A 26,246-nucleotide genomic window follows, 5' to 3' on the forward strand; every position below is an offset into this window, starting at 1 on the left:
GAATCCACGTGAGGAGGTCTTTACCCATGGTTGCATCGCGCAACGCTCTCGTCCTGACGATCGGTCTCGCTGTCGGCGTCGGCTGCTCCAACCCGCCCCCGGCGAGCAGCCCGAACACGAACGAAGCACCACCGCAGCCGGCCCCGACCGCCGCCCCGCCGCTGCCGGAGGCGGCCCCTCCCGCGACGCCGCCGGCTCCGCCGCCCGGCACCGAGCCGCAGGCGGGGACGACGCAGCCGGGGACGGCCACGACGCCGAGCGCCCCGGCAGAGGCCCCGCTGACCGACGAGCAGATCCTCGCCGTGCTCGACGCCTCGAACAAGAAGGAGATCGACGAGGCCCAGCTCGCGCAGACGAAGGCCAAGAGCAAGGACGTGAAGGCCTATGCCAAGGTCATCGCCCAGCACCACACCGAGGCCAAGGCGAAGCAGGCCAAGCTGGTCAAGAAGCTCGGTATCACGGCGGCGGACTCGGACAAGAGCAAGCAGCTCACCGAAGAGACGCAAAGCGCGCTCGAGCAGCTGAAGGCGCTGCAAGGGGCCGATTTCGATCAGCAGTTCGTGGCCACCATGATCAAGGACCACCAGAACACGCTCGATTTCCTCGACAGGAAGGCGCTGCCGAACGCGAAGAACGCCGATCTGAAGGCGATGGTCGAGAAGGACCTCCGGCCGACGATCGAGAAGCACCTGAAGGACGCGGAGGCGCTCTCGCAGAAGCTCGGCCCGGCGGGCGCGGGCGCGCAGCCGCCGGCGCCTGGCACGAAGGAGGCCGCTCCGCCGCCGAAGTAGTCGGCCGCAGGCGAGGACGGGAGAAGGAGACGAGAGCGGGGCGCGTCGTCAGCGCCGATGAGCCCCGCTCAGCCGAGAGAGACCCAGACCGATTTGAGCTGCGTCAGCTCATCGAGCACCGCGCGGCCGTTCTCTCGGCCGAAGCCGGACTGTTTGGTTCCGCCATACGGGCTCGCCGCGTCGAAGCGGTTGTACGTGTTGATCCAGACCGTGCCCGCCGAGAGGCGCGTGGCCAGCGCGTGCGCCTTGCCGACGTCGCGCGTCCAGATGCCCGCCGCGAGGCCGAACTCGGTCGCGTTCGCGACGCGCGCGGCCTCCTCCACGTCGTCGAAGGGGAGGACCGCCAGCACGGGGCCGAAGATCTCCTCGCGGGCGAGGCTCATCGACGGAGAGACCGCCGAGAACACCGTCGGCTCGACGAAGAACCCCGGGCCCTCGCGGCGCCCGCCGGTCTCGCGGCGCGCCCCCTCGGCCGCGCCACGGTCGATGTAGCCGAGCACCTTCGTGAAGTGCGCCTCCGAGACGAGGGGGCCCATCTGCGTCGACGGATCGAGCGGATCGCCAGGGACCATCCGGCGCGCGCCGCTCGTGACCACCTCCAGCACGCGGTCGTGCACCGCCCGCTCCACGAGGAGCCGGCTCCCCGCCGTGCAGAGCTCGCCCTGGTTGTAGAAGATGGCCGTCACCGCCGCCTTCGCGGCGCTCTCCACGTCAGCGTCCGCGAAGACGATGTTGGGGCTCTTGCCGCCCAGCTCCAGCGACAGCTTCTTCAGCGTGCCCGCCGCCGCGCGCATGATCGTCCTGCCCGTCTCCGTGCCGCCCGTGAACGAGATCTTCGCGACGCCCGGGTGCTCGACCAGCGCAGCCCCCGCCTCCTCGCCGTGCCCCGTGACGACGTTGACGACGCCCGGCGGCACCCCCGCCTCCGCGAGGATGCGCGCCAGCTCCAGCGTCGTGAGGCTCGCCTCCTCCGGCGGCTTGATGACCACCACGTTGCCCACCGCGAGCGCGGGCGCCACCTTTCGCGCCGCGAGCAAGAGCGGGAAGTTCCAGGGGATGATCGCGCCGATGACGCCGAGCGGCTCGCGCACGGTGTAGTTCAGGAACGGACCCCGGACCGGGATCGTCTCGCCGCCGAGCTTCGTCGCCCACCCGGAGAAGTAGAAGAACGTGTCCGCCGTGCGCGGCACGTCGATCGTCCGCGCGGCCGTGATCGGCTTGCCCGTGTCGAGCGCCTCGAGCCGCGCCAGCTCCTCGCACCGCGCGAGGATCAGCTCCCCCGCCTTCCACAGGATGCGCGCGCGCTCGTTCGGATCCATCGCCGCCCAGCGCGGAAACGCCGCGCGCGCGGACGCCACGGCGGCGTCCACGTCCTCGCGGCGGCCGCGGGCGAGCCGCGCGAGCGCCCCGCCCGTCGCGGGGTTCGCGGTCTCGAACGTCTCGCCGGAGAGCGCCTCCCGCTCGGCGTTGTCGATCCAAAGCCTCTTCACCGTCTCGCGCGTGTCACCCATGCCCCCGTCGTAGACCCGCGCACCCGGGCGCGGCAAGCGGCGATGACACCCGCCCCGGCGTGCGGGATACTCGCGCTGCCTATGGATTTCTCCGATCGCCCCACGCTCCCGTCCGTCCCTCCGCGAAGAGTCGTCACCGAGCTGCCCGGGCCGAAGGCGCGCGCCTGGATGGCGCGCGGCGGCTTCGACATGCAGTCGAGGTACCGCGCGGTCGTGATGGATGACATCGCGAGCCGCGGGTGCTCGCTCGTCGACGTGGACGGCAACGTGTTCCTGGACCTGTTCGCGAACTTCGCGCTCGGGGCGCTCGGCTACAATCACCCCGCGCTGGTCGAGGTGGCGCACCGCGAGGCCTTCATCCGCGCCGTCGCGAACCCGACGTCGACGCCGTTCGTGACGACGCCGGCCTGGTTCGAGTTCGTGGAGGCGCTCGAGCAGCGGTTCGCGCCGCGCGGCATGGCGCGCGTCTTCTGCGTGGACGCGGGGGGCGAGGGCGTCGAGTCCGCGATCAAGGCGGCGTTCATCCGGCACGGCGAGCGGCGGCGGGAGGCCGCCGGGCTGCCGAGGAACCCGCTCGATCTGCCGGAGGAGCTCCAGAAGAGCATCCTCGACAACGCGGGCACCGACGCGGTGGTCGTGTCGTTCGCCGGCGCGTTCCACGGCCGGGGCCTCGGGCCGATGTCCGCCACGCACTCGAAGGTGATCCACAAGGCCGACCTGCCCGCGTTCCCCTGGCCGACGGCGCCCTTCCCCGCGAGCCGCTTCCCGCTGGCGCGCTTCGCCGACGAGAACGACCGCGCCGAGGCGGAGGCGCTCGCCGCGCTCGAGCGGATCCTCGACGCGCACGACGGCCGGGTGGCCGCCGTGATCGTCGAGCCCGTGCAGTCCGAGGGGGGCGATCGGCACGCGAGCGCGGCCTTCTTCCGCCGCGTGCAGGAGCTCGCCGGGAAGGCGGGCGCGGCGCTCATCCTGGACGAGGTGCAGACCGGCATGGGGATCACCGGCGCGCTCTGGGCGCACGAGCAGCTCGAGCTGCCGCGCCCGCCCGATCTCATGTGCTTCGGCAAGAAGATGCAGATGGGCGGGTTCTTCGCGACGTCGGCGTACGACGTCGCGCAGTTCGGGCGCATGTACCAGACGCGCAACGGCGACCGCGCGCGGTCCGCGATCGCGCTGGCGACGCTCCGCGCGATCGAGTCGGAGGACCTGCTCGGCAACGTGCGCGCGACGGGCCGCCACTTCCTCTCGCGGCTCGAGGAGCTCTGCGAGCGCTACCCCGCGCTCGCGAGCGAGCCGCGCGGCCGCGGCTTCCTGCTCGCGTTCGACCTGCCGACGACCGCGGCGCGCGACGATTTCCTCTCGCGCGCGCTCCGCCGCGGGGTGTTCGCGAGCTACACGGGGACGCGCTCGGTGCGGCTGCGGCCGCACCTCATCACGACGGTCCCGGACGTCGACGAGGCGATCGGCGTCTTCGACGCGGTGCTGCGCGAGATGGCCGGATGATCGTCGATCCGCGCGACGTCTGCCCGGGGGAGGGGCCGGAGAAGGTCGCGCGGGCGCTCGCGCAGTTCTCCGTGGACGAGGCGCAGGACGGCGCGGCGTTCGACGAGGGCTACCGGGCGCTCGACGCGGTCTTCGGGCCGAAGGGCGAGCTCGAGCGCCGCGAGGTGCTCTGGGCGTGGCTCACCGGGGCGCACACGGACGCGGGGGCGCCGATCACGGCGACGTACCACCTGCTGCTGGCGCGCAGCGTGGACGACGGGCGCCTCGCCGGCGTGCGCGACTGCTACGTCACGCTGGACCGCGCGGCGCGGCGCTGCGTGGCGCTCCTGTCGCACGCGCTCGTCCTGCCGGCCTTCCGCCGCACCGGGCTCGCCGCCCTGCTGCGCGCGGCGCCCGTCGCGCTCGCGCGCCGCGCGATCGACGATGCAGGGCTCTTAGGGGGCAAGGGGGCCGGCGGCGATGGCGCGGAGGTGATGCTCGCCGCCGAGATGGAGGCCGTCGACCCGGACGACCGCGACACGGTGGTGCGGCTCATCGCGTACGGGCGCGCGGGGTTCGCGATCGTCCCGCCGGACGTGCTCCCGTACGCGCAGCCCGACTTCCGCGATATCGCCGCGCTCGGGGTCACGCCGGTGCCGCTGCCGCTGCTCGCGGTGGTGCGCCAGGTCGGCGAGGAGGAGCGCGACGAGATCCCGCGCGCCCGGGCCGAGTCGTTTCTGCGCCATTACCAGGCCGTCCACGCGCGCGAGGTGAGCCAGGGCGAGCTCGCGCCGATCCGCGAGAACGCGCTCGCGCGCCTCGCGGCGTTCCCGGGCGAGCGCGTGCCCCTGATCCGGATCCCGCGGGGGCCGGCGGAGGTCGCGGGGTTCGCGCCGGTGCTCCGGAGCGCGGTGATGCCGCTGTTCCCGCCGGTGTGGCGCGGCAAGGCGCCGCTCGACGTGCCGGACCGGGAGCTCGAGAGGCTCTGCGCGGCGTGGTCCTCGGGATAGCCGGGGTCAGGAGGCCCCGGGGCTCCGCGCCCCATCGTAGGCGCCGGCTGTTCGGCGGAGATCCTTGCGAGGGCTCCGCCCGGGGCGCGTCGGAGCGCGGCCGGCGCCGGCCAGGCGGGCGGCTCCACGCGAATCCTGCTCGGCGGGTCGCCGCGGGCTACGATTGAGAGCGCCGGACACGCCGCCATGCCGTCAAGCACCACCACCGTTTCGATCCGCAGGATCACGGACGAGGCCGCCTCGGACGCCGAAGATCTGCTCGCCGTCGAGGAGCCGCTCGAGATCGTCGTCGTCGCGCGCGCCCTCGGGGACGCGCGCCGCGCCGAGCGCCGCCTCGGCATCACGATGCGCACGCCCGGCAACGACCGCGAGCTCGCGGTCGGCCTCCTGTTCGCCGAGGGCGTCATCTCCCGCGCGGCCGACGCGGTCGCCGTCGAGGAGGCCCTCGGCCCCTCGGGCGACCTCGTGCGCGTTACGCTCGGCGATGACGTGGCCGTCGATCTCGGGCGCACCGAGCGCGCCCTCGCTGTCGCGAGCGCGAGCTGCGGCGTCTGCGGCAAGGCGTCGATCGACGTCGCGGCGCTCGCGCCGCCCTCTCCGCTCGCGCGGGGCGTCCCCCGGCTCGCGCCGGGGATCGTGCACGGGCTCGCCGCGCGGCTCCGCGGCGCGCAGCCGGTGTTCGGGCGGACCGGGGGGCTGCACGCGGCGGCCCTCTTCGACGCGAGCGGCGCGCTCGCCGACCTCCGCGAGGACGTCGGGCGCCACAACGCCGTCGACAAGCTGATCGGCGCGGCGCTGCTCGCCGGGCGGCTGCCGGACCCGGGCGCGGTGCTCATGGTCAGCGGGCGCGCCGGGTTCGAGCTCGTGCAGAAGGCGCTCCGGGCCTCGATCCCGGTGATGGTCGCGGTGGGCGCGCCCTCGAGCCTGGCCGCCGAGCTCGCGGGGGCGCACGGGATGACGCTCGTCGGCTTCGCCCGCGACGGGCGGTTCAACGTGTACGCGGGCCGGGAGCGCGTCGTAGTCGCGGCGGAGGCTGCGTCGTGACGGCCCGCGACGTAGTGCGCGACGTGCAGGCGGAGCCGCCTCTTGAGCCCGAGGCGCCCAGGATCGGCGAGCGCAGCGCGGCGGCAGGCGGGCTCCCGGCGGTCGGCGCGACGCTCCGGCACGCGGTCGGCGAGATGGGGGTCGCGCGCGCCGTGCGCACGCTCCTCCGCGTGAACCAGGGCGAGGGCTTCGACTGCCCCGGCTGCGCGTGGCCCGAGCCCGAGGAGAAGCGCTCGCTCGCGGAGTTTTGCGAGAACGGCGCCAAGGCGGTCGCCGAGGAGGCGACGCTCCGCCGGGTCACGCCCGAGTTCTTCCGGGAGCACAGCGTCGAGGCGCTCTCGCGGCAGTCCGACCACTGGCTCGGCAAGCAGGGGCGGCTCGTCCACCCGATGCTGCTCGACGAGGGCGCGTCGCATTACCGCCCGGTGTCGTGGGACGAGGCGCTCGACGTCGTCGCCTCGTCGCTGCGCGCGCTCGGCTCGCCGGACGAGGCCGTCTTCTACACGTCGGGCCGCACGAGCAACGAGGCGGCGTTCCTCTACCAGCTCTTCGTGCGCGAGCTCGGGACGAACAACCTGCCCGACTGCTCGAACATGTGCCACGAGTCGAGCGGCGTCGGCCTGCGCGAGGCCATCGGCGTGGGCAAAGGGACGGTATCCCTTCACGATTTCGAGCTGGCCGACGCCATCTTCGTCGTCGGGCAGAACCCGGGGACGAACCACCCGCGCATGCTCTCGGCGCTGCGCGAGGCGCGGCTGCGCGGGTGCGAGATCGTGACGGTGAACCCGCTCCCCGAGGCCGGCAACGAGCGCTTCCAGCACCCGCAGCACCCGCTCGATCTCGTCGGCTCGGGCGTGCCGCTCTCGACGCTCTTCCTCCAGGTGCGCATCAACGGCGACGTCGCCCTCTTCACCGGGATCATCAAGGAGATGCTCGAAGAGGAGGAGCGGAGGCCGGGCGCCGTGCTCGATCGCGCGTTCATCGCGGGCCACACCCACGGCTTCGAGGCGTTCGCGGACGCCGTGCGCGGCGCGCCCTGGGACGACATCGTCGCGCAGAGCGGGGTTTCGCGCGACCGGATCCGGGCGGCGGCCGAGATCGCGATGCGCTCCGAGCGCACGATCGCGTGCTGGGCCATGGGCCTCACGCAGCACCAGAACGGCGTGGCCAACGTGCAGCAGGTGATGAGCTTCCTGCTCCTCCGCGGCAACATCGGGCGGCCCGGGGCGGGCGCGTGCCCGGTGCGCGGGCACAGCAACGTGCAGGGCGACCGGACGATGGGCATCTGGGAGCGCCCGCCCGCGGAGCTCCTCGATCGGATCGAGCAGAACTTCGGCTTCTCCCCGCCGCGCCGCGACGGGCTCGACACCGTCGCCGCGATCGCGGCGATGGCCGAGGGGCGCGCCCGCGTCTTCTTCGCGCTGGGCGGCAACTTCCTCTCGGCCACGCCGGACACGGCGCTGACCGCCCGCGCCCTCGCCCGGTGCGACCTCACCGCGCACGTCTCGACCAAGCTGAACCGGGCGCACCTCGTGACGGGAAGGCGCGCGCTCATCCTGCCTTGCCTCGGCCGCACCGAGCGCGACGCGCAGGCGGGCGGGCCGCAGTTCGTCACCGTCGAGAACTCGATGGGCGTCGTCTCGAGCTCGCGCGGCAACCTCCCCCCCGCCTCGGAGCTGCTGCGCAGCGAGGTGGCGATCGTGGCGGGCCTCGCCCGCGCGGCGCTGGGCGCGCGCTCGCGCGTGCCGTGGGAGGAGCTCACCGCCGATTACGACAGGATCCGCGATCTCATCGAGCGCACGATCGACGGCTTCGACGACTTCAACGCGCGCATCCGCGACCCGCGCGGCTTCGCCCTGCCGAACGCCGCGGCGCGGCGCGAGTTCCGCACGGCGACGGGCAAGGCGAACTTCGTGATCCACCCGCTCCCGCGGCACGATCTCGAGCCGGGCGAGCTCCTGATGATGACGATCCGCAGCCACGACCAGTACAACACGACCATCTACGGGCTCGACGACCGGTACCGCGGCGTCCGGGGCGGCCGCCGCGTCGTGTTCATGAACGCCGAGGACGCGGCCGAGCGCGGGCTCGCCCAGGGAGACCTCGTCGACGTCACGAGCCGCTTCTCCGACGGGGAGCGCGTCGCGCGCGCGTTCCGCGTCGTGCCGTACACGATCCCCCGCGGCAACGTCGCGGCCTACTTCCCCGAGGCGAACGTGCTCGTGCCGCTCGGCAGCATCGCCGAGAAGAGCCACACGCCCGCGTCGAAATCGATCGTGGTGCGCGTCCGGGCGGCGGTCGCGACCGACGGATCTGCGTGACGCTCCGCCGCCCCCGTTGCATTGGAGTCCGACCATGAACGCCCCGACCCACATCCCCCCGCCCATCCCCGGCGAGCCCGAGCGCGCCTCGATGCGCACCGCCATCCCGGGGCCTGCGTCCGAGGCGCTCCGCGCTCGCCACCATCGCTACCAGGACGCGCGACCGATCCACTTCTATCAGGACGCGCGCAAGAGCCTGGGCAACTACATGGTCGACGTGGACGGCAACGTGCTGCTCGACGTGTACGGCCACATCGCCGCCGTGCCCATCGGCTACAACCACCCGGACCTGCTCGCCGCGTGGCGCGACGGCCGCTTCGACTGGTGCGCCGGCTACCGCTCCGCGCTCGGCGTCGCGCCCGCGCCCGAGTGGGTCGACCTCGTCGAGAAGACGCTGATGCGCGTCGCGCCGAAGGGGCACACGCGCGTCTTCACGTTCACGACCGGCGCGGAGGCGGTCGAGAACGCGCTCAAGGCCGCGTTCATCCGCCTCGCCCGGCGCCGGCGCGGCGGCGCGCAGCCGAGCGACGGCGACCTCGCCGCCGCCATGCTCAACCGGCAGCCCGGCGTGAACGCCTTCAAGGTGCTCTCCTTCGATGGCGGCTTCCACGGCCGCAGCATGGGCGCCCTCTCGGCGACGCGGAGCAAGCCGATCCACAAGCTCGACATCCCCGCGTTCGACTGGCCCGTCGCGCCGTTCCCCGCGAGCCATTTTCCCCTCGCGGCGCACGCCGAGCAGAACCGCGCCGCCGAGGCGCGCTCGCTCGAGGCGGTCGAGGCGGCGCTCGACGCCCACCCGGACGAGGTCGCCGCGGTCATCGTCGAGCCGATCCAGGGCGAGGGCGGCGACCGCCACGCGAGCCCGGCCTTCTTCCAGGCGCTCCGCCGCCTCACCGCGGAGCGCGGCGTCGCGCTCATCATCGACGAGGTGCAGACGTGCGGCGGCGGGACCGGCGCGCTCTGGGCGCACGAGGCGTGGGACCTGCCCGAGCCGCCGGACATGGTCACGTTCTCCAAGAAGATGCAGCTCGGCGGCTTCTATTGCCGCGAGGAGCTCGCGCCGATCGAGCCGCTGCGCGTCTTCAACACCTGGCTCGGCGACCCGCTCCGCGGCGCGCAGCTCGAGGTGATCCTCGAGGTCATCGAGCGCGACCGGCTCCTCGAGAACACGCGGTCGACCGGCGAGCGCCTGGTCGCCGGCCTCGAGGACCTCTGCCGGCGCTACCCCGGGGTGCTCTCGGGCGCCCGCGGCAGCGGCACCTTCGCCGCGGTCGACTTCCCCCACGCCGCCCGGCGTGACGCGGCGCTCACCGCGCTCCGCAACCGCGGCCTCGAGGTGGGCGGCTCGGGCGAGCGCACGCTCCGCTTCCGGCCGGCGCTGATCTTCGCCCCGCGCCACGTCGGCGAGGCGCTCGACCACCTCGAGTCGGTCTGCAAGTGACCTCTGACGCCGCCGCCTCGCCGCCGATCCGGGTGTTCCACACGCCGCGCTATTTCGCGGACATCGGCGAGCACGTCATGCCGATGCGCAAGTTTGCCCTCGTGCGCGAGGCGATCGAGCGGAGCGGCCTGCCCGCGCGCATCGAGGAGCCCGAGGCGGCCTGTGACGAGGACCTCCTTCGCGTCCACGCGCCCGGGTACGTCCAGGCGATCGCGACCGGCGAGCCCCGGGCGCTGGCCGAGTCGCAGAAGCTCCCGTGGTCGCCGGCGCTCGCCGGGGCGGTGCGCTTCACGAACGGCGGCTGCGTCGCCGCCGCCGCGGCGGCCCTCGAGGACGGCGTCGCGGGCAACCTCGCGAGCGGCTTCCACCACGCGCACGAGGCCCACGGCGAGGGCTTCTGCACCTTCAACGGCCTCGTCGTCGCGCTGGAGCGCGCGCGCGCCGAGGGGCGCATCCGCCGCGGCCTGGTGGTCGACATGGACCTCCACTACGGCAACGGCACCGCCTCGCTGCTCGCGTCGCGCCCCTGGGCGTTCCAGCTCTCCATCTACGGCAGCTGGTACAAGCAGAACAAGGCGCACCGGGACGTCGAGGGCGAGCGCGCCCCGGACACCGAGAACTGCTGGTCCGTCCCGGTCCCGAACGGGAGCGGCGGCGCCGCCTACCTCGAGATCCTGGAGCGGCACCTCGGCCCGGCGATCGACCGCGCCGCGCCCGACCTGATCCTGTACCAGGCCGGCGCGGACCCGTACCGCGAGGACCCGTACTCGCCGCTCGACCTGACGCACGACGATCTCCACGCGCGCGACCAGATCGTGTTCCGGGCCGCGCTCGAGCGGGGCGTCCCGATCGCGTGGGTGCTCGCGGGTGGGTACACGCCCGACGTGAGCCGGGTGGTCGAGGTGCACCTCCGCACCTTCATCGCGGCGGTGCGGGCGAGGGAAGCGGCGGCGCGCCCGGGGTGACCTCGGCCGACCCGCACCCCGGCAGGCAGGGTAGCATCGCGCGATGGCCGACCTGAACGACGCCGCCCGCCTGGCCGAGCTGCGCGGCGCCCTGCTGCGCGCCGACGCGGACGCCATCCTCGACGCCTGCGTGGTGCGGGCCGCCAAGCTGGCCCGGTCGCCCATCGCCGTGGTCAGCCTGCTCGTGCGCCATGTCCAGCTCCTGCGCGCGCAGCACGGGCTCCCCCTCGAGCTCGCCGTGAGCTGCGCGACGTCGAGGAGCAACTCCTTCTGCCAGCTCGTCGTGCTCGACGAGGTGCCGCTCATCGTCGACGACGCGCTGCGCGACGAGCGCGTCCCGAAGGAGCTCGTCGAGAGCTACGGCATCCGCGCGTACGCGGGCGTGCCGGTGCGCGCGCACGGGCACGTGCTCGGAGCGCTCTGCGTGCTCGACGTCGTCCCGCGCCGCTTCGACCAGCGCATCGTCGGCGCCCTCGAGCAGCTCGCCATCGACGTCTCCGGCCGGCTCTCGGCGCTCACGCTGAGCGACGCCCCGCTGGCCAGCGCCGACGTGCAGGAGCGCCTCGTCCGCGTCGAGCAGGCCACCCGCGCCTTGGAGCGCGCGCTCCTCGCCCTCTCGCCCGTCATCGCCGCGGCGCAGGCGGCGACGGCGGGGCCGCGGGTCGACGCGGCGCGCGGGATCGACGCGTCGCGCGCGACGCACGTCACGCCGGCCAGCCTGCGCGCGGCCGTGTCGTGCTGGCGCGACATGGGCCCCGTCGCGGAGGGGCTCTGCGAGGAGGCCGCGGCCATCGCGAGCGCCTCGCCCTGCGAGGCGGCGTCCGGGCTCGCCACGGAGGCCCGGGCGCTCGCGCGGAACCTCGCCGAGATCGGCCCGCTCGTCCGGCTCGCCGAGGGCGTGCTCGACGGGACGCTCGGAGAGGCCGCCGCGGCCAAGGGGCGGGCGCTCGTGCTGCGCGGCGCGCTCGACGCCCACGAGGCCGCCTCCGCGGCGGTGCAAAGGCTCCGCGCGGGCGCCCTGCGCGCGCGGGCCGCGACGGCCGGCCCCGGGAGCGGCGGCGCCGCCCGTCCGCCTGAGGCGCGGTGATCACGGCGCCGTGGGGGATCACCGCGGCGGCAGGGTCGACGGCGGCGCCGGCACCTCGCGGGTGATCTCGCCCGCGTCGGGCCCGTCAGCGAGCGGCTCCGAGCCCGGAGCGAGCGGGTTGCCCTCCCAGGTCGCGGTCTTGTCCCGGCTCCCGTAGACGAACGGCGGACGGGTCTCCAGCTCCCGGGCGATGCGGGCGAGCTCCTCGTCGAGGTGGCGCGGGTTCGCGAGCAGCCTCTCGCGGATGCCGCTGTTCAGGTAACCGCGGATGTCGGGGCTGTCCGGGTAGTACTTCGTGAACACGTTGTGCCGGAAGAGCGGCTTCAGCCGGTGCAGATCCCTGGGCCCGGTCGGGAGCGGCAAGAGCTCGACGAAGCTCTTCCGCCTGGCCCGCTCCTCCAGCCGGTCGAGGACGAGCTGGAGGCTGTTCTCGAGCAGGTGCGGCGCGCAGTGATCCGCGAAATCGTCGTACAGGAGCCGCATGAGCGCCCTCGCCTCGTCGATCGGCAGCTGCGCCTGCCGCTCGCGGCCCATGCGCCGCACGAGGACCATGAAGGGAGACGGCTGGTTGCCGGTCGCGCGGATCACCTCGGGATCGCGGAAGTCGGGCTGGCGGTAGGGGAAGTGGCGCGGGTTGATCGCGTCGAACCCGCCTCGGCCGTAGAACAGGATGCGCTGCCACGACAGGCGCTCTTCCGGCGTGAAGTACTCGACCTCGGCCGCGAGATCGACGTTCATCCCGAAGTACTTGCCCGGGGCCGACGGCGCGGGGAGCGTGATCTTCCCCATCGCGTGGAGGTCGGTGAGGTACTGCATGGCGAGCTCGACCGGCGAGATGCGCAGCCAGTACGACAGCACCGTCCCGCGCGCCTCGGGGATCATGAAGATATGAGCGAGGTAGATGACGCAGAGGTCCGGAGCGTACGCCGGATTGATGAGCACGGTGCCGTCGCGGACGCCGCGCACCTTTCCGTCCGCGTCTCGCGCCACGAGCAGGAAGTAGCGCATGTACGTGCCCGACGGCTCGGGCGTGAACGGGTCGTCGCGGAGGAACGCCTCGATCGCCTCCTTGCGCTCCATCTCTCCATGAGGACCGAAGCAGTCCCAGAGGATCTGATACGCCGCGTCGAAGTCCGGGTCGGAAGGATCCTCGATGGACCAGATCTGGTATTTGCGAGTTTCGCGCTCGATCATCTCCACCACGTCCTGGTGGAAGAGATCCTTCATGCAGAGCCGGACACGTCGCTTCAAGCAGGGCTCCCGGGGTTCATGGTGCCAGAGGCGCATCCCTCTGATAGGTGATCATCGTGGCTCGTGCAGCGCTCGTTGACACGTACACGCACACGCACATCGATTCCGCGCGCTCCGTGTGGAGCGAGGCGGGCCCGGTCTATGAGCCCGTCCCTCCGCTGCGCGCGGACGCGACGGCCGACGTGGCCATCATCGGAGGAGGTTTCACCGGGATCTCCACCGCATACCATCTAATCCGCCGATTTCCGAGCCTCCGCGTCATGATCCTCGAGGCGCGCCACCTCGCGAACGGCGCGAGCGGGCGCAACGGGGGGATGATGCTGAACTGGATCAACGGGGTGGGCTCTCGCGATCCGGAGCTCACGCGCCGCGTGTACGACACGACGCGCGCGGGGATCGACGGCATCGTCGGGATGATCCAGGAGCACGACCTCCCGGTGCGCCACCGCCGCGACGGATGCATGGAGGTGCTCACCGACGCGCGCCGGGCCGAGGCGGCGCACGCGCGGGTGGAGCAGCTGGCCAGCTGGGGCATTTCGCTACAGTACCTGGACAGCGCGGCGCTCTCGAAGCGGCTCGGGATCCAGGGCGCGGCCGGGGCCGTGCTGGACGCGACCGAGGGGCAGCTGAACGGGGTCGACCTGCTGCGCTGCCTGCGCCCGCTGCTGCTCGCTTGGGGGGTCGCCGTCCACGAGGACACGCCGGTGCTCGGGATCCGGGAGGGGCGCACGATCGAGCTGACAACGCCGGGCGGCGTCGTCCGGGCCGCGGCCATCGTGCTCGCCACCAACGGCTACACGCCGCGCCTAGGCTACTTCAAGACCGGCATCTTCCCGCTGCACTCGCACGTCATCGCGACCGAGCCGCTCGACGCCGAGGCGCGCGCCGCGCTCGGCTGGGGGCAGGTCGCCGGCTTCAGCGACGACCGCGACCGGATCGCGTACGCCAGCATGACGCCGGCCGGTGAGCTCGTGTTCGGCGGGGGCAGCAACGCCGCGTATGCCTACCTCTATGGGAACAAGACCTCCTACCCGGGCACACCCGGGTCGGCAGGGCCGGCGTTCGAGGCCATCCGGCGCCGGCTCACCGGCTATTTCCCTGCGGCCGAGCGGCTGCGGATCGCGCACCGCTGGACGGGCACCCTCGGCATCACGATGAGCCGGCTCTGCAGCATGGGGGTGCGCGGCGAGCACCGGAACGTGTACTACGCCCTCGGTTACAGCGGCCACGGCGTGACGCTCGCCAACCTCGCGGGCCGCGTGCTCTGCGACATCTACGCGGGCGACGACGCGCGGTGGCGGGATCTGCCGTTCTACATGGCCCCCCTCCGGGGCGTCCCGCCCGAGCCGCTCCGCTGGCTCGGCTATCACGCGTACACCAAGCTGACGGGGCGCTCGCCGCGCAAGGCGGGCTAGAGCGGCTAGCGCGGGGGCGCCCGCCGAGCGGGCTTGCGTGGCCGGAGCGCGGGGCGCTATTCGATGCGGGGCCATGTTCTGCGCGCGCTGCCACCGGGAGTACGACGCGGGCCATCGGTTCTGCCCCTACGACGGCGCGGAGCTCACCGAGGGCCGGCGCGTCGACCTGTTCCGGTACAAGCCGACCCGGCTGCGCGGGACCGTCCTTGGCGAGCGCTACGAGGTGCGCGGCTACCTCGGCAAAGGGGCGATGGCGCGCGTCTACCTCGCGGTCGAGATCGAGACGGGCCAGCCGGTCGCGATCAAGGTCCTCGAGGAGTTCGCCGCGCGGGCGGAGCGGACGCGCGAGCGGTTCGTGCGCGAGGCGCAGAGCGCCGCGACGATCGGGCACCCGAACATCGTCCGGGTGCTCGACGCCGGCACGCGCTCGGAAGACGGCGCGCCCTACCTCGTGATGGAGTACCTCTTCGGCGAGTCGCTCGGCGACTGGCTCCGGCGCGAGCGCCGCATGGACGCGGACCTCGCCATCCCGGTGCTCTCCCAGGCCGCGTCCGGGCTCGCCGCCGCGCACCGGGCCGGGATCATCCATCGCGACGTGAAGCCGGACAACATCTACCTCGTGGGCCCGCAGGGCGATCCGTACGCGGTCAAGGTGCTCGATTTCGGTCTGGCGAAGATCCAGGCCGCCGACCTCATCACGGCGACCGGCACCGCCGTGGGCACCCTCGAGTACATGGCGCCCGAGCAGGTCGTGAGCGACCTGCCCGACGCCCGCACCGACGTCTACGGGCTCGGCGTCGTCATGTTCCGGGCCTTCACCGGGGAGCTCCCGTTCCCGCGCTCGGAGCAGTCGGAGCTCCTCGCCCGGCAGCTCGTGACCCCGCCGCCCCGCCCCTCGGAGAAGCGCCGGAGGCTCGATCCGCTGCTCGAGTCCGTGATCCTGAAGGCGATCCGGAAGAGCCCGAACAACCGCTATCCCTCGATGGAAGCGTTCCTCGAGGATCTCGAGCGGCTGGCCGGCGACCGGGACGGGCCGCTCTCGGCCGACGAGCCGCTGCGGGAGCCCAGCGATGTCTATGTCCCGCAGGGATCGTTTGCCAGGAACGCGGCGATCTACTTCTATAGGCGGCTCGGCATGGAAGCCCCACGCTTTGACTGAACCGACACCACCTCCCGCGGGCGCTTCCCGCCACCCAGGAGATTCGATTGCCATGGCCTACTCTGCTGCATTCCGATGCCTGACCGGTTGTGCCGGCAGCTACCCGCTGACGCAGCCCCTCTACCGTTGCCCCACCTGCGGCGGCCTGCTCGACGTCGCCCACGACATCGACGCGCTCCGTGACCGGAGCCCCGCGACGTGGATGAAGCTCTTCGACGAGCGCTACAAGCGCACGGTGTGGCCCTACGGCTCCGGGGTCTGGGGCAAGCGGGAGTGGGTCGCGCCCGGGGTCCCGGACGAGGCCATCGTGTCGATGGACGAGGGCGGCTCGAACCTGTTCTGGGCAGACCGCTACGGCCGCACGCTCGGGCTCGATGACGTCTGGGTGAAGCTCTGCGGCAACAGCCACACGGGGTCGTTCAAGGACCTCGGCATGACGGTGCTCGTCTCGGTGGTGAACAAGGCGATCCGCGAGGGCCTCGAGGTGCGCGCGATCGCGTGCGCGTCGACGGGGGACACCTCGGCGTCGCTCGCGGCGTACGGGGCGGCGGCCGGTTTGCCCGTGGTCGTGCTGCTGCCGCGGGGCAAGGTATCGACGGCGCAGCTCGTCCAGCCGATCGCGTCGGGGGCGCTGGTCCTCTCGCTGGACACCGACTTCGACGGCTGCATGGCCATCGTGCAGCGCCTCTCGGCCGACGGCATCGTCTACCTGGCGAACTCGATGAACGCCCTGCGGCTCGAGGGCCAGAAGACCGTGGCCATCGAGATCGTGCAGCAGTTCGACTGGACGCTGCCCGACTGGGTCATCCTCCCGAGCGGCAACCTCGGCAACGCCTACGCCCTCTACGCGGGCTTCAAGATGCTGAAGGACCTCGGCCTGACGACGCGGTTCCCGCGCCTCTGCGTGGCGCAGGCGGCGCGGGCCAACCCGCTCTTCAAGGCGTGGTCCGAGGGGCGGAGCGAGGTCGTGCCGATGAAGGCGGGGGAGACCCTGGCGAGCGCGATCCAGATCGGCAACCCGGTGAGCGCGCCGAGGGCGATGCTGGCCCTCAAGGCGATGGACGGCGTCGCGGAGGAGGTCACCGAGGACGAGCTCTGCGACGCGGCGGCCCGCGCCGATCGCACCGGCATGTACACCTGCCCGCACACGGCGGTCGCCCTCGCCGCGCTGGAGAAGCTCGTGAAGAAGGGCCTCGTGGAGAAGCGCCAGCGGGTCGTCGTGGTCTCGACCGCGAACGGCCTCAAGTTCACGGAGTTCAAGGTGAAATACCACGAGCGCGCGCTCGCGGACGTGACGAGCCGGCTCGCCAACCCGCCGGTCGCGCTGCCGCCCGACTACGACCGCGTCCTCGCCGCCCTCGACAAGCACGCCGCGCAGACCAGCAAGCGCTGACGCTCCGGCAACGTCGGGCCGCCGGCCGCTACCCGCGCGACCTCGCGCGGCGCCGGCGGCGCCGTCCGCGCGCGTTCGCGGAGGTCATCGCGGAGGCGATGCCGTTTTGCAGGGTGTTGTGCGTGACGATGCCGCTCATGTCGACGCCGATCTCGACGAGCGTCCTGGCCACGTCGGGGCTCAGGCCCGTGATGATCACCTCCGAGCCGAGCAGGCGCACCGCCGTCGCGGCGCCGAGGAGCGCGTCGGCGCACGGGCCGTCGATCCGCGGCACCCCGGTGATGTCGAGGATCGCGACGTGCGCGCGGCGGGAGGCGACGCCGCGGACCAGCGTCTCCTGCACGCGGCGCGTCCGCTGGCTGTCGAGGGCGCCGACGAGCGGCATCACGACGATGTCGTCGCTGATCGGGATGAGCGGGGTCGACAGCGCCGCGAGGATCTCGTTCTGCGCCCGGAGGGCCTCTTCCCGGGAGCGACGCGCCTCGGTCTCCGTCTCGGCGCGCTTTCGCTCCGTGATGTCCCGCACGATGACCACCGCCTCCGCCCGATCGCTGCCGGCGATCCGGACCTCGTAGTCGCGCGCGCCGCCCGCCAGCTGCTCCTGGTACTCGAAGACGTGCGTCGCCTCGTCGGCGAGCGCTCGCGCCACGAGGCCGGTGATCTGCTCGGCGACGTGGGCGGGGAACACGTTGGCGACGTGCCTGTGCAGGAGATCCTCGGCGCGGAGCGACGGCCTCGGGTCCCGCGAGGCCTTGAAATCAAGGCAGATGCCGTCGCTGCTGATCCGGAGGATCGTGTCGGGGATGGCGTAGAGCAGCGCGCGGTTGTTCGCCTCGCTCCGGCGCAGGGCCGCCTCCACGCGCTTGCTGCCGATGAAGTGGCCGGCCTTGGCGGCGATGGCGAGCAGGACGTCGAGCAGCCCCGGATCGGGCGCGCGCGGCTCGGCGTCCATGAGCTCCAGCACGGCCGCGACCTGCGCGTCGGCGCGGACCGCGATGGGGAGCTCGACCGCGAAGCGGAGGCCGGCGCCGCGCGCCGCCTGCGCGCGCGGGTCGTCCGCCTCGGCGTCCAGGTCGCTGAACCAGGTCGGCTCCCCCTGGGCGAGCGCGCGGCCGGGCAGCCCGGCGTCGCGGGCGAACCGCGCGCCCCGGGTCGCCGCCTCGAGCGCGATCGAGTCGTCGGGCGCGGCGCTCCAGGTGTGCTCGCAGCGCAGCCCGTCGCTCTCGTCGTCGCCGAGCCACAGGGCGGCGAACCGGAAGCCGAGCATCTCCCCGAGCGCGCCGAGGAGCGCCGGGACGCCCTCGGAGAGCGTCGTCGACTCGACCATGATCCTGGTCACGGTGTACTGCGCCGACACCTTGTAATTGGCCTCGGCGAGGGCGCGGCGCTGGTTCCACTTCTCGGTGAGCGCGAAGGCCATCTGGCGGACCTCGCTCGGGTCGAACGGCTTGGCGAGGATGAGGAGGTTGTCGGTCTGCCCGAACCGGGCGGCGATCTCCTCCCATGAGTCACCCGAGTCCGCCGCGCAGAGGACCGCCTGGATGGCGCCGTCCTCCTTCCAGATGCGCGAGAGCGTCTCGACGCCGTCCCACCCCGGCATGCGCGCGTCCACGAACACGAGCGCGTACGGCGCGCCGCTCTGCAGCGCCTCGCGGACCTTCGCCAGCCCCTCCTCCCCGCGGGTCGCGGACGTGAGCTCGAACCTCACCGGCCGCCGGGCGGGCGGCTCGCGGAACAGCGTCGGCTGGAGGCTCGCGAAGGTCGAGCCCTCCGCCTCGGATCGGAGGATCCTGCGGAAATCCTCGTGGATCGCCGCGTCGTCGTCGATCAGCAAAATGCGCCGGTTTTGCTGCCAGCTGGGATCCCCCATCAACGAGTCCTTGGAGCGTGGGTCCGGGTCCTAGAGCGAGGCGCGTCTTCGTCGCACGAAGCTGCACCCCGCTCTATTCAACGGGAGGCGTGCCCTCGCCGTCTACGGGCGGAGGTGACGGCGGCCGTGTGGGGGACTCGTCCTCGGTGGAGGGCGGGGGCGGAGGCGGGGGCATCACAGGGGGCTCGTGCTCCTCGCCTTCCCTCGGGGCGGCCTCGGAAGCGCCGAGGGGCATGTTGACGCCGCCGGGCTTCCTCGTGGTCGTGGCCGGGCTCGCGCCCGGCGTGCCGCGGCCCCGCGCGGCGGGCGACTCGGCCGCGTGCGGGTCGAACCGGGGCCGCTTCAGCGGGCCGTGGACGTGCCAGCCGTAGAAGCCGTCCGCCCGCTTCGACCGCTTCATCTTGGGCTGCTGCATCTCGATCAGCCCGGGCACGCTCGACCCCGGCGCGCCGAGCAGCGATTTGGTGAGATCGCTCTTCGAACGGTACGCGTCGGTGAACTTGAAGCGCACGTAGAGATCCGCCGTCGAGTTGTTCCACGGCTCGCGCATGTTGACCTTGCCGTCGCCGTCGAGCTCGAGATCCTGGCCGTTCGCGGACATCTTCGTGACCTTGAGGACCCCTTCCTTCGCCTCCGCCGACAGGAGCAGCTCCCCCAGCTTGGCCTCCGGGAGCGCGATGAGCCCCTGGATCTTCGTCTTGCCGTCGCCGACCGAGACCTCCTTGGCCGAGACCTCGAGCGCGCCGTTCGCCTTGTTGAACTTGCCTTCGGGCGCGCTGAGATCGAGGTTCGCGCTCAGCGTGCCGGCGATCGGCAGGCCAAGGATGTCCCCGAGCGGACCCACCTTGGCGAGCTCCACGTCCGAGACCTCGACGTGGACGTCGCCGCCCGATCGGCCCATCGGGACCACGCCCTCGATCTCGCCGCCGAACACGCTGGCCCAGAACGAGACCCGCATCCGCCCGATCAGGAGGGGCAGGATCTTCACCCGCGCGTGCGCCTCGTCGATCTCGATGACGCTCGGCTTCGGCGCGCTGTCCTTGGCGGCGTCGCCCGAGGCGAAGGCCGCGGCGCCGCTCGGCCTGCTGCTCGTGCCGAGCTCGCCCGGCGGCAGGATGAGCCGCACGCCCTTCATCTCGACCCCCGTGAACCAGTACGAGTCGAGCTCGTCGATCTCGAGGCGCTGCGCCTGGCTCGGGCCCCGCTTCTGCTGCGTGCGGTCGAACTCGGCGATCAGCCGGTCCTTGAGCCGGTCGTAGGGGAACGTGAGGTAGCCGAAGAGCCCCAGACAGAAGAGGTAAAAGAGCGGGTAGGCCGCCCACCTCGCGATCTTGATGAGCCGCGCCTTCATGGCTCTTGCTCCTCTTCCTCGGCGGGGGGCGCGGACGGCGCGGGGGTCGCCGGCTGGGGCTCGCCCTTCCGGTCGAACGCGGAGATGCCGAGCTCGACCTCGTAGGAGTCCGGCTCCCCGGCGCGCGGCTTGAGGTTCAGCTTCGTCACCGCGACCGGGTGGCCCGAGCCCTCGATGTGCTCGAGCATCTTGGCGAGCCCGAGCATCCCGATCCTGTGCATCTTCACCACCGTGATCCGCTCGGTGTACTTCTTGCCGTGCGGGACGTCGGGGCGATCCTGCGACTCGGCGGCGGTGAGCTGCTGCTGCTTCGCCGCGTCCTCGATGAAGCCGGCGAGCGCGGGCGCCGGCCGCGAATAGCGCGCGAGCAGCGCGTCCTTCAGCGCCTTGCGCTCGCTGACCTTCCCCGATGCCTCGTAGATCGACTGGAGCAGGTCGCGGATCTCCTGGTTCTCGGCGCGCTTGCTGGACGCGACGCTCGCGAGCCCGATCGGCACGAGCAAGAGGACGATCACCGCCAGGAATCCGAGGAGGATGGTGAGGAGCCTGCGCTCGCGCGGCTCCAGCTTGTCGAGTCGCTCGCGGAGCGTCATCGCGATCCCTCCGGCTTCTCCGGCGCGCCGGCCGAGGCGCTCTCCGCCGCGTCAGCGGCGCCGGTCTTCTTCTTCTTCGTCTTGTCCTCGCACTTGAGATCCAGCTCGAGGACGTACTTGTGCTTGCCCTCCGTGAACTGGCTCGTCCGGCCGACCTTCACGTCGCGGAAGCAGCGGTGCTCCTTCATGTGATCCGCGATGATCTGCGCGTCCGACACCGACGGGACGACGCCCTGGAGGGTCACGTGGCCGCGGTTCACGTCGAGCTCGAGCACGTCGTGCGTGATCTCCTTCGGCACGGCCTTCGAGAGCTGCACCATGACGTCGAAGGCGTCGACGCGGGGCATCGGATCCTCGTCGGCCGCGCCGGGGCCCTGCTCGAGCAGCTCCCGGGCCTTCTGCGGGTCGCTCGTCTCCTCGCCGAGCACGTCGTGCGAGGCGGTCGCGAGCGAGGCGGCGAGCAGCTCCCGCTCCGCGTCGAGGGTCCGCAGCTCCGCGACGATGGAGAACCCGAAGCTCAGCGCGATGACGGTGCCGAGGCCGGCGAGGATCGGGATCTTCTCGCGCAGGAACGGGTAGCTGCGCTCGGCCTCGAGCGCGCCCTTCCGGAGGTTGAACCCCTTGGTCTTCGGCGTCAGCCCGAGCGCGAGCCCGAGCGCCTTGGCGAAGCGTGGCAGCGCCGCGGCCTGCTCGGGCGTGAGCCCCTCGATGCGAGGGGTCGGCAGCGGCAGGATCGTGAGGCCGAGCTGCGTCGCCAGGAACATCTCCGCGCCCTGGGCGGTGGCGCCGCCGCCGACCAGGTAGAGCCCCGCGAGCGGCTCGCCGCCGAGGTTGCGCCACGCCGCGAGCGTCTGGCGGAGCTCGCGCGCGAGCGCCGGCGCGGTGCCGGGGAGGCCGGCCGTCCCGCGCGACAGCGTCCGGGCGAAGACGGGCTCGCCGCCGGAGACGATCACGATCTCGGACGTGAGGTAGTCGAGGTCGAGCAGGGCGATCGGCGCGCTGGCGGGCGATGGCGCGGCGAGCTCCGGCATCACCGCCTCGAGGTTGGCGAGCGCCACCGCGCCCAGCGCGACCCGCTCCGGCTCGAAGCCGAGCGCCTCCTTCACGACGGCGATGCGCTCGCGCACGTCGTCCACGCGCGCGACGGCGGCGAAGACCGGCAGCGTCTCCACGCCGGGCGGCCGCTTCAGCAGACGGTGGTCGAAGACCGCGTCTTCCATCTCGAACGGCACCGTGGCCTCGAGCTCGAAGCCGAGGACGTTCTCGACCTCCTTCTGCGCGGCCGCCGGCAGGTCGAGGCGGCGGTAGAACGATTTCTCCCCGGAGAGCGCGATCGCCGCGGCGTCCGGGCGGTGGAGCCCCACGGCGGCGCGGATGGCCTCGGCCTCGGAGACGCCGTCCGTGACGGCCGCCTCGCCGAGGGCCTCGACGAAGACCCTCCTGTACGTGGTGCGGATGAGCGCCGCCCGCACCACGGATTTTCCAGCATCTATCCCGAGCAGCCTGTGCATTTGCGCGCTTCTTCCCGGAGGGGTGTCCTAGTCGATGCGATAGTAGATGATCGTCCCGGCAGGGTTCGATCGTACCTGCTGTTCGTACGTTTCCGGCGTCGGAGGGGTGCTGGGCTGAGCGGGGTCCTTGGTATCCTTGACCGGATCGTCGAGCTTCGTCGCCCCCGTGAGATCGACCACCGCATGGACGCGTACGCGCGTCTCACGCTTGTTCCCCGGGACGATGCCATCGGCGTAGATGCTCAGGAAGTTGGTCCTGTTGCCGAGGGACTTCGTGACGTTCGGCTTGAACTTCACCGCTTCCACGCCCATCGCCTTGAACTGCTGCCCGAGCATCCCCCCGAGCGAGCTGCCCGCCTTCTGGGTCATCGCATCGACATAATCTTTCGGGGTGGGGAAGAGCAGCCCCCCGGTCATGCTCTGCACGAGCGACGCCACGGTGAGGAACGCCGTCTGCTGGTTCACGTCGGTGCAGAGCGTCGTCGTCGCGATATCCACGAAATCGGCGGTGCACGTGAGCCTGAGCAGGGTCAGCGCGTTCGCCGACGAGACGTTCACCTTCTGCTTCCGGCTGCCCCAGACGGTCAGGACCCGCTTGTCCGGGTTGCTCGGATCCGGGTCGACGAACGTCGCCCAGAAGTCGTCGTTCATGCCCCGGATCAGCCGCAGCTCGTCGACCGAATCGAACGGGGCGTTCTTGCGCTGATAGGAGAGGCCGACCGTCTGGTAGAAGCTGTCCTCGGCGCCGGTGGAGCTCGGGGCGTTCGGCGTCGCGTCGCAGGCGAACGTCTGGTCGCCGGGGTCGGCCCAGTCGATGAGCGCGCTGCAGATGGTCGCGCGGTCCGAGAACTGGCCGTCGCCGTCGCGCTCCTCGAAGAGCGTGTTGTACTGCGCGTCGCTCATCAGGCTGAGCAGCTGGTTCCCGACCGCGATCTGATCGGAGATGCCGCCCACGTCGTCGGCGGCGCGGTTGACGTTGATCTTCGAGTCCTCGTCGACGATCTTGAGCTCGAAGCGGCCGCCGCCGGTGAGCCCCAGGTTCTTGCCCGTCGCGCTGCCCTCGCCCGCCGCCTCGGGGGGCGGCGCCGCGCTGCCCTCGGCCTCGGCGAGCTGCGCGTTGAAGGGGCCGAGGAACATGTCGGTGAATTTCCAGACCGGCACCTGGAACTTCCCCCTGATCCCGACGATCGCGAGCATCGGCCCGATCGCCGTGCTGACGCTCGGCTCGGAGGCGATGAGCATCCGCGACAGGTTCACGGCGCTCTTCGCGTAGTACTCGGCCCGCAGCGCGTCGCGATCGGCGAGCGCCGCGGAGAGCTCGGTCGATGTCTCCTCCTGGAGCTCGGTCAGGAACACGGTGAGCACCGTGATCGCGCCGAGCACCATGACCAGCGCCACGCCGCGCCGGTCGCGCCGCCTCCGGAGGCGGCGGCGCGCGCGCCCGGAAGCTGGCCTCTCTGCGGCGCGGTCCTCGGCGTGGGGGCTCCTCGGGCGGCTCATGGCTCAGTTGGCCCCGAAGGCGATGGGGACCTGCATCGGGAGTGGCACCTTCGACTCGAACTTGATCGGCTCCCCGCCCGGCCCGCCGTTCAGGACCAGCGTCACCCACACCTGCGAGGGGAGCCGGTCGAGCTGCGCCGCCGGCTGCGTCGAGTCCCACGAGTCGACCCACTCCCCGGTGATCGGGTCGAGGTACTGCAGATTGAAGCTCTCGATGTCCTCGGCGAGCACGTTGACGACTCCGCCCCTCGTCGGCTCGGTATCGATGGTCCTCGCCTCTCGCCGCACGAGATCGAGCCTGTCGCGCTCCGGGTCGCGCGCGCCGAAATACCCGATCTCGCACTGATCGGACTCGTGCGCGTTCCGGAGGAGCCTCCGGTGCGCGAACGCGGTGAAATCGACGCGGTCGGCGGGCGACGAGTCGTCCCCCGCGAAGGCGGTGAGCCGCACGACGATGTTCTTGTCGGCCGGCTGGTGCCTGGACAGGAAGGCCGTCTGGAGCTCGCGCGAGATGCGGGCGATCGCCGCGCGGCCCTGGTGGTAGCGGTCGCCCATCCGCGCGATGCCCGAGCGCGCGCGGCTCATGCCGTCGAACGCGCCGTAGATGAGCGTCCCGATGAGCGCCAGGATGCCGACCGAGACGAGGACCTCGAGGAGGGTCACCGCGCGCGAGCGGCCGCGGCGCCTGCGGGGAGAGCTTGGCCTTCGCGTCGCCACGGTCAACTCCCTCCTCCCTGACCGCCCGCGCCCTCGTCGGGCTGGCCCATCTGGGGGATCGTGACCCACTGCACGAGCTCGAACGCGTGCTCCCGAGACCCTTGCTTCCAGGTCAGCTTGACCGTCACCCGCCGCGCGCTCGCCTCGAAGATGGGCTGGAGCGTCGGCGCGAGCATGTCGACGAACGGCTGCAGGAGCCCCGAGATCCCGCCGCCCGACTCGCCGCCCCCCGCGCCGCCGCCGACCAGCGATTGCGCGAGATCGTTGATGTCGCCGCTCGGGGCCGCGGTGCCGCTCGACTCGCCCGGCTTGCCGAGCGCCCCGAGCCCCTCGAGGTTGGTGTCGAGGTCCAGATCGCCGTACTTGGGCTCGGGCATCTCGGGCTTCTCGATGCGCCAGCTGCACTTGATGTTCGGCGACTCGTCGCCCTCGCAGCACGGCCCGCTGTCGGCCTCGTCGAGCGCCGGCAGGCCGTCCTTGGCGAGCCGCTCCTCGAGCTCGGTCATCTTGCAGCGCGCGAGCCCGTTCGCGAGGCTGAGGTTCCTCGCGTGCGCCGCGGCCGAGAAGGCGCCGGCCTGCGCGGAGAGGATCGCCGTCAGCCCGAGGCCGAGGATGGCGACCGCCACCATCACCTCGAGCAGGGTGAAGCCGCGGGCGCGCATCAGAGCCCCGTGTCCTCGCGCTCCGACGCCTCGGCGTCGTCGCGCGGCCTGGGCATGCTCGCCTTGCCCTTCCGGATGTCCGTCTTGCCGGTCAGCGGCGAGACGAGCACCGTCATCACCGCGTCCTCGGTCTCTCCGCCGCCCAGGCTGAGCTGGATCGCGGCGTGCTCGGTCTGGCCTCCGGGCCAGAAGTAGAGATACGCCCGCCCCTCTGTCACGGGCTCGTCCTGGTGTCCGGTCTCCACCTGGAGGAAGCGCACGCCGCTCGACAGCTCCTTGCCGGGCCTGTCCTTCTCGGGGTTGAAGCCGTACGCCTTCGCCGGCTCGAACGAGGGCCGCGGCGCGCGCGGCCCCTTCAGGATCGCCTCGGCCTCCGCCGTGGCCGCCTTCTCGGCCTCCGTCGCCGCGGCGGCGCCGCCGGCCCGGTCGTTCCGCTCGACGAGCAGATCCCCCGCGGACTCCTCGAGCACGATCATCCGCTCCTCGAAATCGAACACCAGCCGCACCGGCTTCGACTTCGCGTTCGCGTGGGCGTACGCGACCCGGACGGCGCCCGCGAGCAGCGCCGCGCTGCGCTTCAGCCGCGCGCTCGTGACAGCGCCCATGCCGAGCATGACCGAGCCGCTGATGAGCGCGATCACCGTGACGGTGATCAGCACCTCGACCAGCGTGAGTCCCCTCGTGCGACGGCGTGTCATGGGCGCTCCTGCTCCCGCGCGGCGCTACATCTCCGCGATCTTGTTGAGATCCGATTGCTTCATGTCGTCCCGGATGTCGTCCGGCGTGTTCTCTTTCCTGTCGTCGCCGGACGAGACGACATGGACGTCGTTGTTCTCGTCACACTTGATCTTGTAGGGCTGGCCCCAGGGATCGTCCGTCTTGTTGCCGTCGATCTGCTTCGCGCTGACCAGCGCCTGGATCGTCGGGCACCCCTCGCTGCCCGCCCCGAGCTGCTGGTACTGCTCGGCGGCGCTCTTGATGATCGTCGCCCCGGTATAGGCGCTCTTGACGCGCGACTGCTTGAGCTTCGGCCACACCACGAGCGTGGCGCCGCCGGCGATGATCGCCATGATCGTCACGACGATGAGCACCTCGACGAGGGTCACGCCCCGCGAGAGCTTCCGGCTCAGCCGTCGAATCCTTCTTGCGCTGCTTGCTCTGTTCGTCTCCAT

General features: G+C 72.2%; 22 protein-coding genes. 11 read left to right on the forward strand and 11 right to left on the reverse strand.

The window, feature by feature from the left end; translation table 11 throughout:
* The first annotated feature begins 26 nt into the window (after positions 1–26).
* Positions 27–791 (forward strand): DUF4142 domain-containing protein, encoded by a 765-nt coding sequence (locus tag WME73_RS50320; RefSeq protein ID WP_437914242.1) that lies wholly within the window; start codon positions 27–29, stop codon positions 789–791.
* A gap of 68 nt (positions 792–859) precedes the next feature.
* On the opposite strand, the gene WME73_RS50325 is transcribed toward WME73_RS50320, so the two are convergent.
* A complete protein-coding gene (locus WME73_RS50325; RefSeq protein ID WP_437914243.1) occupies positions 860–2,302 on the reverse strand; it encodes an aldehyde dehydrogenase family protein in 1,443 nt (480 codons plus the stop codon).
* 81 nt (positions 2,303–2,383) lie between these two features.
* Here WME73_RS50325 and WME73_RS50330 point away from each other — a divergent pair, with 81 nt between their 5' ends.
* The 7 genes from WME73_RS50330 (at position 2,384) to WME73_RS50360 (ending at position 11,652) form a co-directional block, all read left to right on the forward strand.
* Complete coding sequence (locus tag WME73_RS50330; protein ID WP_437914244.1) at positions 2,384–3,805, forward strand: aminotransferase class III-fold pyridoxal phosphate-dependent enzyme; 1,422 nt, start codon at positions 2,384–2,386, stop codon at positions 3,803–3,805.
* The gene (locus tag WME73_RS50335; protein ID WP_437914245.1) at positions 3,802–4,794 is read left to right on the forward strand and encodes a hypothetical protein; all 993 of its coding nucleotides are present in this window, start codon (positions 3,802–3,804) and stop codon (positions 4,792–4,794) included. Before WME73_RS50330 ends, WME73_RS50335 begins: the two co-directional genes overlap by 4 nt.
* 186 nt (positions 4,795–4,980) lie before the next feature.
* Positions 4,981–5,838 carry a formate dehydrogenase accessory sulfurtransferase FdhD gene (locus WME73_RS50340; protein WP_437914247.1) on the forward strand — a complete coding sequence of 286 codons (858 nt, stop codon included), beginning with the start codon at positions 4,981–4,983 and terminating at the stop codon, positions 5,836–5,838.
* The gene (locus WME73_RS50345) at positions 5,835–8,159 is read left to right on the forward strand and encodes an FdhF/YdeP family oxidoreductase (protein WP_437914248.1); all 2,325 of its coding nucleotides are present in this window, start codon (positions 5,835–5,837) and stop codon (positions 8,157–8,159) included. Before WME73_RS50340 ends, WME73_RS50345 begins: the two co-directional genes overlap by 4 nt.
* Before the next feature lie 34 nt (positions 8,160–8,193).
* On the forward strand, positions 8,194–9,600 hold the full coding sequence (locus tag WME73_RS50350) for an aminotransferase class III-fold pyridoxal phosphate-dependent enzyme (RefSeq protein ID WP_437743398.1): 1,407 nt from the start codon (positions 8,194–8,196) through the stop codon (positions 9,598–9,600).
* On the forward strand, positions 9,597–10,565 hold the full coding sequence (locus tag WME73_RS50355) for a histone deacetylase family protein (protein ID WP_437743399.1): 969 nt from the start codon (positions 9,597–9,599) through the stop codon (positions 10,563–10,565). The genes WME73_RS50350 and WME73_RS50355 overlap by 4 nt, the downstream gene beginning before the upstream one ends.
* A gap of 43 nt (positions 10,566–10,608) precedes the next feature.
* Positions 10,609–11,652, forward strand: coding sequence for a GAF domain-containing protein (locus WME73_RS50360; protein ID WP_437914249.1), 1,044 nt, complete (start codon positions 10,609–10,611; stop codon positions 11,650–11,652).
* Positions 11,653–11,670: 18 nt separating this feature from the next.
* Here the strand turns inward: WME73_RS50360 and WME73_RS50365 are convergent, their stop codons facing one another.
* A complete protein-coding gene (locus tag WME73_RS50365) occupies positions 11,671–12,903 on the reverse strand; it encodes a hypothetical protein (protein WP_437914251.1) in 1,233 nt (410 codons plus the stop codon).
* Between the two features lie 116 nt (positions 12,904–13,019).
* On the opposite strand from WME73_RS50365, the gene WME73_RS50370 reads away from it, so the two are divergent.
* From WME73_RS50370 to thrC, 3 genes are all read left to right on the forward strand, one after another.
* The gene (locus WME73_RS50370; protein WP_437917523.1) at positions 13,020–14,318 is read left to right on the forward strand and encodes an NAD(P)/FAD-dependent oxidoreductase; all 1,299 of its coding nucleotides are present in this window, start codon (positions 13,020–13,022) and stop codon (positions 14,316–14,318) included.
* Positions 14,319–14,391: 73 nt separating this feature from the next.
* Positions 14,392–15,477, forward strand: coding sequence for a serine/threonine-protein kinase (locus WME73_RS50375; RefSeq protein ID WP_437914252.1), 1,086 nt, complete (start codon positions 14,392–14,394; stop codon positions 15,475–15,477).
* 52 nt (positions 15,478–15,529) lie between these two features.
* Positions 15,530–16,870 carry a threonine synthase gene (gene thrC, locus WME73_RS50380; RefSeq protein WP_437743404.1) on the forward strand — a complete coding sequence of 447 codons (1,341 nt, stop codon included), beginning with the start codon at positions 15,530–15,532 and terminating at the stop codon, positions 16,868–16,870.
* A gap of 28 nt (positions 16,871–16,898) precedes the next feature.
* Here the strand turns inward: thrC and WME73_RS50385 are convergent, their stop codons facing one another.
* The 9 genes from WME73_RS50385 to WME73_RS50425 all read right to left on the reverse strand — a co-directional run bounded on the left by WME73_RS50385 (position 16,899) and on the right by WME73_RS50425 (position 26,246).
* Positions 16,899–18,740, reverse strand: a complete 1,842-nt coding sequence (locus tag WME73_RS50385; RefSeq protein WP_437743405.1) for an STAS domain-containing protein — start codon at positions 18,738–18,740, stop codon at positions 16,899–16,901.
* Between the two features lie 73 nt (positions 18,741–18,813).
* Positions 18,814–20,091, reverse strand: coding sequence for a type II secretion system protein GspN (gene gspN, locus WME73_RS50390; protein ID WP_437743406.1), 1,278 nt, complete (start codon positions 20,089–20,091; stop codon positions 18,814–18,816).
* Entirely contained in the window at positions 20,088–20,684 is a 597-nt protein-coding gene (locus tag WME73_RS50395; RefSeq protein ID WP_437743407.1) for a hypothetical protein, read from the reverse strand. The genes gspN and WME73_RS50395 overlap by 4 nt, the downstream gene beginning before the upstream one ends.
* Positions 20,681–22,195 carry a type IV pilus biogenesis protein PilM gene (pilM, locus tag WME73_RS50400; RefSeq protein ID WP_437743408.1) on the reverse strand — a complete coding sequence of 505 codons (1,515 nt, stop codon included), beginning with the start codon at positions 22,193–22,195 and terminating at the stop codon, positions 20,681–20,683. The genes WME73_RS50395 and pilM overlap by 4 nt, the downstream gene beginning before the upstream one ends.
* A gap of 27 nt (positions 22,196–22,222) precedes the next feature.
* Positions 22,223–23,695, reverse strand: a complete 1,473-nt coding sequence (locus WME73_RS50405) for a general secretion pathway protein GspK (RefSeq protein ID WP_437743409.1) — start codon at positions 23,693–23,695, stop codon at positions 22,223–22,225.
* A gap of 3 nt (positions 23,696–23,698) precedes the next feature.
* The gene (locus tag WME73_RS50410; protein ID WP_437743410.1) at positions 23,699–24,412 is read right to left on the reverse strand and encodes a type II secretion system protein GspJ; all 714 of its coding nucleotides are present in this window, start codon (positions 24,410–24,412) and stop codon (positions 23,699–23,701) included.
* 2 nt (positions 24,413–24,414) lie between these two features.
* A complete protein-coding gene (locus WME73_RS50415) occupies positions 24,415–25,074 on the reverse strand; it encodes a type IV pilus modification PilV family protein (RefSeq protein WP_437743411.1) in 660 nt (219 codons plus the stop codon).
* Entirely contained in the window at positions 25,074–25,772 is a 699-nt protein-coding gene (locus tag WME73_RS50420; RefSeq protein WP_437743412.1) for a pilus assembly FimT family protein, read from the reverse strand. Before WME73_RS50420 ends, WME73_RS50415 begins: the two co-directional genes overlap by 1 nt.
* A gap of 24 nt (positions 25,773–25,796) precedes the next feature.
* On the reverse strand, positions 25,797–26,246 hold the full coding sequence (locus WME73_RS50425) for a type II secretion system protein (protein WP_437743413.1): 450 nt from the start codon (positions 26,244–26,246) through the stop codon (positions 25,797–25,799).

The organism is Sorangium sp. So ce302 (assembly GCF_051530145.1).
Classification (GTDB): Bacteria; Myxococcota_A; Polyangia; order Polyangiales; family Polyangiaceae; genus Sorangium; species Sorangium cellulosum_B.

Bases quoted from the DNA above. Each gene is read 5' to 3' on its own strand.
- WME73_RS50320 (WP_437914242.1), top strand. From the start codon at position 27: ATGGTTGCATCGCGCAACGCTCTCGTCCTGACGATCGGTCTCGCTGTC.
- WME73_RS50325 (WP_437914243.1), bottom strand. From the start codon at position 2,302: ATGGGTGACACGCGCGAGACGGTGAAGAGGCTTTGGATCGACAACGCC.
- WME73_RS50330 (WP_437914244.1), top strand. From the start codon at position 2,384: ATGGATTTCTCCGATCGCCCCACGCTCCCGTCCGTCCCTCCGCGAAGA.
- WME73_RS50335 (WP_437914245.1), top strand. From the start codon at position 3,802: ATGATCGTCGATCCGCGCGACGTCTGCCCGGGGGAGGGGCCGGAGAAG.
- WME73_RS50340 (WP_437914247.1), top strand. From the start codon at position 4,981: ATGCCGTCAAGCACCACCACCGTTTCGATCCGCAGGATCACGGACGAG.
- WME73_RS50350 (WP_437743398.1), top strand. From the start codon at position 8,194: ATGAACGCCCCGACCCACATCCCCCCGCCCATCCCCGGCGAGCCCGAG.
- WME73_RS50360 (WP_437914249.1), top strand. From the start codon at position 10,609: ATGGCCGACCTGAACGACGCCGCCCGCCTGGCCGAGCTGCGCGGCGCC.
- WME73_RS50375 (WP_437914252.1), top strand. From the start codon at position 14,392: ATGTTCTGCGCGCGCTGCCACCGGGAGTACGACGCGGGCCATCGGTTC.
- thrC (WP_437743404.1), top strand. From the start codon at position 15,530: ATGGCCTACTCTGCTGCATTCCGATGCCTGACCGGTTGTGCCGGCAGC.
- WME73_RS50385 (WP_437743405.1), bottom strand. From the start codon at position 18,740: ATGGGGGATCCCAGCTGGCAGCAAAACCGGCGCATTTTGCTGATCGAC.
- gspN (WP_437743406.1), bottom strand. From the start codon at position 20,091: ATGAAGGCGCGGCTCATCAAGATCGCGAGGTGGGCGGCCTACCCGCTC.
- WME73_RS50395 (WP_437743407.1), bottom strand. From the start codon at position 20,684: ATGACGCTCCGCGAGCGACTCGACAAGCTGGAGCCGCGCGAGCGCAGG.
- pilM (WP_437743408.1), bottom strand. From the start codon at position 22,195: ATGCACAGGCTGCTCGGGATAGATGCTGGAAAATCCGTGGTGCGGGCG.
- WME73_RS50405 (WP_437743409.1), bottom strand. From the start codon at position 23,695: ATGAGCCGCCCGAGGAGCCCCCACGCCGAGGACCGCGCCGCAGAGAGG.
- WME73_RS50415 (WP_437743411.1), bottom strand. From the start codon at position 25,074: ATGCGCGCCCGCGGCTTCACCCTGCTCGAGGTGATGGTGGCGGTCGCC.
- WME73_RS50420 (WP_437743412.1), bottom strand. From the start codon at position 25,772: ATGACACGCCGTCGCACGAGGGGACTCACGCTGGTCGAGGTGCTGATC.
- WME73_RS50425 (WP_437743413.1), bottom strand. From the start codon at position 26,246: ATGGAGACGAACAGAGCAAGCAGCGCAAGAAGGATTCGACGGCTGAGC.